The organism is Haloferula sargassicola (assembly GCF_040362925.1).
Classification (GTDB): Bacteria; Verrucomicrobiota; Verrucomicrobiia; order Verrucomicrobiales; family Akkermansiaceae; genus Haloferula; species Haloferula sargassicola.
On record NZ_BAABRI010000033.1, the window covers coordinates 25,703 to 32,468 of the forward strand.

A 6,766-nucleotide genomic window follows, 5' to 3' on the forward strand; every position below is an offset into this window, starting at 1 on the left:
GCGATGAAACACGAAGATGATTTGATGGACGCGCTGCTGAAGGAGCAGGCGAAGGGCGGAGCGGATGAAAAGCTGCTGGCCTCGATCGAGGAGGCGTTGGACGAGAAAAAGTCCGGCGGTGGCGGTTGGCGGCGGGGTGCGCCGTGGGCGGCCGCGGCGGCGATCATGATCGGTGGCTGGGTGGTTTACCACAGCCAGCCGGAGGAGGAGCCGGTGATCGCGTATCATCCGACGAGCGCGCCAGTAGAGTCGAGGAGGGTGATGGAGGCACCGGAGTTGGCGGACGCGAAAATGCAACCAAGCGTGCCCTCTGAGCCGGTGGTCGCGGATGAGAATCCGTTGACGGGTCTGTTTGTCGAGCCGGCTACGGCTCCGCCCCATGGAGCAGCACCCCAGACGAAGGGAAATCTGGACGGTTTTGCTCAAGACGAACCGAGTTCGCGGCCTCTCCCTCGGATCGTCGCTCCTCCGGCAGGTGAGGGACAAACGAGGCGACTGGACGACTTGAGAGGGATGCCTGGAGATGTGGGCGGAGCAGGATTTGAGCCTAACCTAGCTCTGCTGCCTCCGGTGGAAGAGCGTCTGCGGTCCCGTGGATCTGAATGGTTCCCCGTGCCCGGACGATCTCTCCCGAAGGAGAAGCTGCTCCAAGGGGCGGATGCCGAGGAGTTTTCCCGCGACAACTACGGCCAGCTCGTCGATCAGCCCTGGAAGTCGCCGTGGGACGATCCGCTTTCGACCTTTTCGATCGATGTCGACACGGCTTCCTACACGAACGTCCGGCGGGCGATCCTGGAAGGCCGCGCGATCCAGCCGGATGCGGTGCGGATCGAGGAGTGCATCAATTATTTCGACTACCGCTACGAGCCGCCGTCGGAGGGGAATGCCTTCGCCGTCCACACGAAGCTGGCGACCTGCCCGTGGCAGCCGGAGCACCTGTTGGCCCGGGTGGCGATCAAGGGCAAGGAGATCGCGGCGAATGCGCGGCCGGCGTCGAACCTGGTGTTCCTGATCGATGTGTCGGGCTCGATGCAGTCGAGCGACAAGCTGCCGCTGCTCAAGCAATCGATGCAGGTGCTGATCGATTCGCTGGACGAGCGCGACCGGGTGGGGATCGTGGTCTATGCGGGTACGGAAGGCGTCGTACTGGAGCCGACGCTGCTCGACGAGGCCGGGAAATCGAAGGCGGCGGCGGCTTTGACGAAGCTGGAATCCGGCGGTTCGACGAATGGCGGCGCGGGCTTGGCGCGGGCCTATCAGATGGCGGATTCGCATCGCGTCGATGACGGCGTGAACCGGGTGATCCTGGCGACGGACGGGGATTTCAATGTCGGCACCACCGGTCAGGGCCAACTGGTCGAGCTGGTGAAGAAGCAGGCGGCGAAAGGCGTGAGCCTGAGCGTGCTGGGCTTCGGCACCGGCAACCTCAACGACGCGATGATGGAGGCGATCACCAACGACGGGAACGGCAACTATTTCTATGTCGATGGCCAGCGTGAGGCGGAGCGGATTTTCCTGCAGAAACTGAGCGGCACGCTGGTGACGATCGCCAAGGACGTGAAGATCCAGGTCGAGTTCAACCCCGGCAAGGTGAAGGCCTACCGCTTGATCGGCTATGCGAACCGGGTGCTGCGCAACCAGGACTTCAACGACGACAAGGTCGATGCCGGCGACATCGGCGCGGGTCACACGGTGACGGCGTTTTACGAGATCGTGCCGGTCGGCGTGGATGGCCCGGACACGGGCGGAGTCGATGGCCTGCGCTATCAGCAGCCGGCGGAGCGCAAGGAGTTGGTGGAGAGCGATGACTGGTTCACGCTGAAGCTGCGCTACAAGTATCCGGAGGGCGAGAAGAGCCGTTTGATCGAGTCGCCCGTGACCGGTGATCCGGTGAAATGGGAGGACGCGGGGAACGACTTCCGCATGGCCTCGGCGGTCGCGCTTTTCGGGATGAAGCTGCGCGGGCAGGTCGAGGAGGTGCCGTGGGACCGCGTCGCAGAAATCGCCCGCCCGGCCTTGGCCGACGACCCGGAAGAGCGGAGGGCGGAGTTTTTCGAACTCATCAAGAAGCTGGACTGAGGCTGTATGTAGTTCCCCCTTCAGGGGGCTGCGGCAGGCGAGCGACCGGACCTGTGCAGCCCCCTGAAGGGGGAACAACGTGCAGCCCGTGGCGGCGCTCAACCTGTCGGTCGGGCGACTGCATCGAGAAGCTGGACTGAGGCTGAATGTAGTTCCCCCTTCAGGGGGTTGCGGCAGGCGAGCGACCGGACCTGTGCAGCCCCCTGAAGGGGGAACTACGTGCAGCCCGTGGCGGAGCTCAACCCGTTGGTCCGGCTCCTGCTTGAAGGCTCCGGACCATGATGGAGAAACCCCGGGATCTGCCGCACCTTATCGCGGTGGATCCTTTCCTCGGAACGGTGGAGGCGAAGCTGCCGGTGCCCGAAGGAATCGCGGCGACCTGGTGGACGGCAAAGCCGCCGGTCGGCAACACCCACCCGGGCGCGTCGCTGCCCTTCGCGATGGTGTCGGCCTGCGCCTACTCGGGTGCCTACGTGACCGGATACGGGCGCTACGGCCTTTCGCTCGATGGCGGACCGCCTCCGGTGGCTTTCGCGAAACACGAGGCGCTGGGGATTGCGCATTTCCAGCAGAGCGGCACTGGGCGGATCCGGATGTATTACAATTACCTGCTGACCACGCCGCTCGGCGACGACGGCCTTTACGGTCGGACCGAGCGCCGGCCGCTGCCCGATGAGCGCGCCTGGCCGGGCTACTATGCGGGTCGTTTCGGGGAAACGGAGGTCGGATTCGAAGTCACGGCGCTGCCCCGCGGGATCCGGCATCGCTATCGTTTTCCGGAGGGGAAAAAAACGGCGGTGGCCGTGGATGTGTCGGCCGGCGGCTTGTTGATCGATGACATGGGCACCTACCCGCAGGGCGCGGATTTCCGCGCCAGCGGCGATGCGGTGTCGGGCGTGGTGGTGATGGAGGGCATTCCGATCCACTTCCACTGCCGTTGTCCGGGCGGCGTGCCTTTCGTGTGGGAGGACGAGGAGGAAACGGGCGGGGAGGCCTATGAGCTGACCTTGGACAAGCAGAAGTTCCGCCCGACTTTTGGGTTCGGGTTCCGAGGCGAGGCGGGGGCGGAAATGGAGCTCGCTTTCGGGTTCTCGCTGCAGTCGGCGGAGCAGGCGGCGGTGGCGATCGAGTCGCCGGGAGACTTCGAGGCCTCGACGAGGGAGGCGGCCGAGTCGTGGGAATCGGTGCTTTCCAAGGTGGAGGTGGAAGGCGGCACGGCGGACCAGCGCGAGATGTTCGCGACGGCGCTTTACCATTCGTTTCTCAAGCCGGCGGACTTCAGCGGGGAGAATCCGTTCACGCGCAAGCCGGGCCCGTTTTTCTTGGATCTGTCGACGCTGTGGGACCTCTACAAAACGCAGCTGCCGCTGATGATGACGCTGTGGCCGGAGAAGGGCGCGGCCTTCGTGGAGTTCCTCTGCGAGGTGGCGGAGCGCGAGGGTGTGTTCCCGATCAGCTATCTGATGGACAACGTGCCGGATCGCTTCACGAAGCAGGCGACCGGGCTCTGCCACGCGATCCTCGAGGACGCGCGGCTGCGCGGAATCGAGGCGGATTGGGATCGGGTGCTGACGCTGCTCTACCGCACCAGCCAGAGCGGAAAGGGGCGGAAGAGCCGCTTCGGCGACTACGGCCGGCGTTTCGTGGTCGATCCGCTGTCGCACACGCTGGACATCGCCTACGCCCACTTCTGCATGGCGCGGATGGCGCGGGCGCTGGGGCACCAGGTGATTCACGACCAGGCCACGGCGATGTCGGTGCACTGGCGGAATGCCTTCGATCCGGCGACCGGCCTGCTGCGGCAGGACTCGACCTACTATGAGGGGGAGAACTGGAACTACTCCTTCCGTTTCCTCCACGAAATGCAGGAGCGGATCGACCTGGCGGGCGGCAACGCGCGCTTCGTGGCCCTGCTGGACAAGTTCTTCGGCTTCAAGGAGCCGGCGCATGGCGAGCGGGTGTTCCGCTTTGAGGGGCTCAACAACGAGCCCGACATGGAAACGCCCTACGCCTATCTTTATACGGGCCGGCACGATCGTACGGCGCGCGTCGTACGTCGGGTGATGCAGTGCCGTTTCACCACGGGCCCGGGGGGATTGCCGGGAAACGACGACTCGGGAGGGCTGTCCTCGTGGCTGGTGTGGAGCGCGACGGGCCTGTTTCCCGTCTGCGGCCAGCCGCTGGTGCTGATCGGCAGCCCGCTGTTTCCCAAGGCGACGTGGCACCTGCCGGGCGGGGATTTCACGGTAGAGTGCGACAACCACGGCGATGAGCAAGTCTTCGTCCGCGAGGCCACGCTCAACGGCCGGCCGCTGGACCGCGCGTGGCTGAAGTTGGATGAGTTCCGGAGTGGTGGCGTGCTCCGGCTGACCATGAGTGACGAGCCGTCGGAGTTCGGAACCCGCCGGCTGCCGCCGAGCTTCAAGCCATGAAACCTCCCTTGGCACGGAAGATGCACCCGGGCGAATCAAGCACTCCCCCGCAGCCTGCATTTTCCCGGACCGATGACTCATCCTGAGCGACAGCAGCCCATCCAGAACGCCGTTTTTCTCGTGCGTGCGGATCCCATCATTTGCGGCCATTCCACCGAGGCCCGCAACCTCGCCGAAGCCGCGCTGGCCATGGGCATGGAGAACGTCCACATCGTCAGCTACCCGCTGCACACCTTGGAAAACAGTGGCCTGCCACTGAAGGACCAGGCCACGATCAGCCCCTACTCGCCCGGCATTTCGGTCGATCGACCGGAACCGCTCGGCGACTACAAGGTGCTCGATGGACGGCTCAGCCTCGGTATCGGCGGGCACTTGGTCGATCTGCTCTACAAGCTGCCCGGTCGCACGATGCTGATGGATCTCTACCTCGTGCCGCACGGCCTGATGACCATGCGCGCGGTGAACAGCTTTCGCATGTCCGGCACCCGTTCTTCGGTGTTCACCGTCGGGGAGGCCGTGGGCTCGGACATCACCAACGTCGTCGGCAACGCCCTCGCCGAAGGCCGCCTCGGTGCCGCGCAGATCCTGCTTTCCAACTATCTCGAACACGACCATCCGGTGGCCGTCAGCCGTTTCACCAAGGACCTCATCGTGAAAGCCGGACGCGAGGTTGACGAGCATCTCGGCACCCATTTCGCCGGCCAGCTGGAGAGCAGGGTCGGCATCAGCTACCCGGCCATCGACACCGAGACCTACCTCAAGATCGAGCGGGATCAGGCGCGGGTCGAGGAAGTGCTGAGCGCCCGCGGACTCACGAAGGATGGCTACGTCATGTTTCTTTCCCGCATCGCGCCAGCCAAGGGCGTGGATGATCTTCTCGCCGCGTGGAAGGACTGCAAGCTCCGCGGCTCGAAGGAGCTGATCGTTTGCGGCAACGGACCGGCCCTCGGCGAGATCCGGGAAATCGCGGCCCAGCTCGGCGACGTCCGGGTCTTCAACGACGTCAGCGATGCGGAAAAGGGAGCGCTCATGCACGGCTGCCACGCCTGGTGCCTGCCGAGCAAGCCGCGACCGGAGTTCGTCGAGACCTTCGGCATCGCCGTCGCCGAGAAGCTGCTCGCCGGTGGCCTCGGCCCGGTCATCACCACCCGCACCGGCGGGATTCCCGAAGCCAGCGGCGGCCACTGCCTCGAACACGAGCCGGGCGATGTCGATGGGCTTCGCGCTTGCCTCGACCGGATCGCGGAAATGACCGACGCCGAACGTGAGGAGCTTTCTCGTGTCGGACGCGCCTTTGCCCTGCGCTTCGATCGGACGGTGATCCTGCAAAACCTGATCGATCGAGCGGTTGCCAAGGCTGAAGCGGCCTGACCCTCAGGCCAGCGAGAACTCCCCCTCATCGTCCATGCCTACCCAGCCAAGTTGGTGGAAAGCACGAAGGATGGCGGGACCATCGTCTTCATCCTCACCAAGTTCAATGGTCGCCGATCCCGTCAGGCCGCGCAGCGATTCGATGCTGATCACCGTCGTGCTCCCGCGCAGGTGAATCCAGTCGCCCCAGTTCTTGGACTCGTGCTTCGGCTGGAGCCCCTCCGCCCGCAGCGCGGCGATGACATCGGTGATGGTCGAGAGTTCGGAGGGATCGGCGGGCTGCACCTGAGTCTGCATGGACCGAGGAGAACTCGGATTCCGAAGGGTGGCAACCCGGGTCTGTCTCGGATTGTCCCAACTACTGCAAAAGCAGTAGAAGAATTGCTCTTGCGACCTTCCGCCGCCTGGGGCGTTGGCTCGGTCTCGCCGGATGAGGTAGGGTCGCGGGTCGTGCGGCCACCTCTCCCGGCTCCCTGCCACCGCGCCTCCGGATCGGCGTGAATCCGGGCCTTTAAAACTTTTCTGAAAAAAGGTGTCGAAAGGTGTTGACCGGGGGGGCGGCCCGTGTAGGTTCCTGCCCGCCGCGCCACGGTGCGCGACACGAGAGACGAAAGTCGATCGGAGCTTCTGGGTCGGACCTGAGGGTCGCCTGGGACGGTTCGATCGGCTTTTTAGTCCCCTCGAAAAAGATCTTTCAAAGCACTGGCCCGGACGCCTGAGGTTCGGAAAGCACTGGGAGTAAGTCGCTTGCGATGAGGTTTCGGTGGGTTTCCGAAAAACGGCAAGAGTCCGGGTGGAATGGAAAAGGTTGAATCGTGCGCCGCGCGCAAAGGGCTCTGAAAAGTGCTTTTTGATTCGCGCGGTTGGAATGGGCGGAGTGGGAG

At 64.6% G+C, this 6,766-nt stretch carries 4 protein-coding genes; 3 read left to right on the forward strand and 1 reads right to left on the reverse strand.

Annotated elements, in window-relative coordinates; translation table 11 throughout:
• Window positions 1–3: 3 nt before the first annotated feature.
• From ABXH26_RS19825 to ABXH26_RS19835, 3 genes are all read left to right on the forward strand, one after another.
• Window positions 4–2,079 carry a vWA domain-containing protein gene (locus tag ABXH26_RS19825; RefSeq protein ID WP_353568845.1) on the forward strand — a complete coding sequence of 692 codons (2,076 nt, stop codon included), beginning with the start codon at window positions 4–6 and terminating at the stop codon, window positions 2,077–2,079.
• 278 nt (window positions 2,080–2,357) lie between these two features.
• Entirely contained in the window at window positions 2,358–4,511 is a 2,154-nt protein-coding gene (locus ABXH26_RS19830) for a glycoside hydrolase domain-containing protein (protein WP_353568846.1), read from the forward strand.
• A 72-nt stretch (window positions 4,512–4,583) separates the two neighbouring features.
• A complete protein-coding gene (locus ABXH26_RS19835) occupies window positions 4,584–5,882 on the forward strand; it encodes a glycosyltransferase family 4 protein (protein ID WP_353568847.1) in 1,299 nt (432 codons plus the stop codon).
• A gap of 3 nt (window positions 5,883–5,885) precedes the next feature.
• Here ABXH26_RS19835 and ABXH26_RS19840 read toward each other — a convergent pair whose 3' ends face one another.
• Window positions 5,886–6,179 carry a hypothetical protein gene (locus ABXH26_RS19840; RefSeq protein ID WP_353568848.1) on the reverse strand — a complete coding sequence of 98 codons (294 nt, stop codon included), beginning with the start codon at window positions 6,177–6,179 and terminating at the stop codon, window positions 5,886–5,888.
• Window positions 6,180–6,766: the final 587 nt, after the last annotated feature.